Source organism: Methylobacterium sp. E-065, assembly GCF_022829605.1.
GTDB lineage: Bacteria > Pseudomonadota > Alphaproteobacteria > Rhizobiales > Beijerinckiaceae > Methylobacterium.
The window spans coordinates 1-1266 of sequence record NZ_JAKSYD010000097.1; the positions used below are offsets into that span (position 1 = coordinate 1).

General features: G+C 68.9%; 2 pseudogenes. Both read right to left on the bottom strand.

Annotated features, from left to right (window positions below):
* Positions 1-179: pseudogene (locus MKK84_RS10095) on the bottom strand (ATPase); the annotation flags it as partial.
* A gap of 2 nt (positions 180-181) precedes the next feature.
* A pseudogene (istA, locus tag MKK84_RS10100) lies at positions 182-1266 on the bottom strand (IS21 family transposase); the annotation flags it as partial.

A 1266-nucleotide genomic window follows, 5' to 3' on the forward strand; every position in this document is an offset into this window, starting at 1 on the left:
TGGTAGCGGATCGAGCGCGCCTGCTTCTCGCTGATCTCGGCCTGGAGCAGGTCGCCGACGACCTGCTGCGGCTCGTGGGTGCGCTTGAGCGCGACCTTGATGATCTCGTCGTAGGCCGCCTTCATCCCGAACAGCTTCAGCTCGCCCATGGTGGCGAGGATGTTCTGACGTTCCATCATGGGGCTCTCCTCAGGCTGTCGTAGCGGGCACAATCGGCGACCGGCTCATGGCGCAGCCGCAGGCTCTCAGGCGTCAGGATGGTGACGGGTGCAGTGGGCTCGCGCTGCCGGGCGAGGATGTTGAGGACGACATCGGCCGAGTGCACGCCCTCGCGCAGCGCTTCGGCACAGGCGGCCTCGACCGCGCTCAGCCCGTCGCGCAGCACGGCGGTGAGAATCTCGACCATCTGCCGGTCGCCGTCGGCAGAGCCGGCGAGCTTGCGTCGGATCCGGTCGAGGGCGGCAGGCAACACCCAGTCCTTGAACGGCGCGCCGTTCCTGAGCGCACCGGGCTTGCGGGCGAGCACGGGGACGTAGTGCCAGGGGTCGAACATCGTCTGGTTGCGACCGAAGCCGCGGGCATGCTCGCCGACGATGCGCCCGTCCTGACGGATCTCGACGCGCTCGGCATAGGCGCGCACTTCGACCGGACGGCCGATAGCCGAGGCGGCCACCGAGTACCGGTTGTTGTCGAAGCGGACCAAGCAGGTCGAGGACACGGCCGCCGGCACGGCGTGGAAGCCGTCGAAGCGACCGGCATAGGGGACCAAGGCTGCCCGCTCGGCCTCGAAGGCCTGCCACACGCTCCGATCGGGCTGCTCGGGATGCGGGTGAGCCTTGGCGTAGGCGATCACCCCGTCGAGCAGCAGGGCGTTCAGCTCGTCGTAGCTCCGCACCCGGATGCGTGGCGTGAACAGGCGCTCGCGCACCAGCCCGACCTGGTTCTCGACCTGCCCCTTCTCCCAGCCCGAGGCCGGAGTGCAGGCCACCGGCTCGACGAGGTAGTGCGAGCACATCTGCAGGAAGCGGCGATTGTAGGCGCGCTCGCGCCCGACGAAGATCGCAACCACGGCGGTCTTCATGTTGTCGTAGATCCCGCGCTGGCAGGCGCCGCGGAAGAACGCGAACGCCCGGTCGTGGGCGTCGAACACCATCTCCTGGCTCTCGCGCGGGTAGGCCCGCACGAACGGCATGCGCGAGTGGCAGAGCCGGACGTGGGCGACCTTGATCTCCGTGGTCGTGCCGCCGATCAGCACTGTCTCGTGGC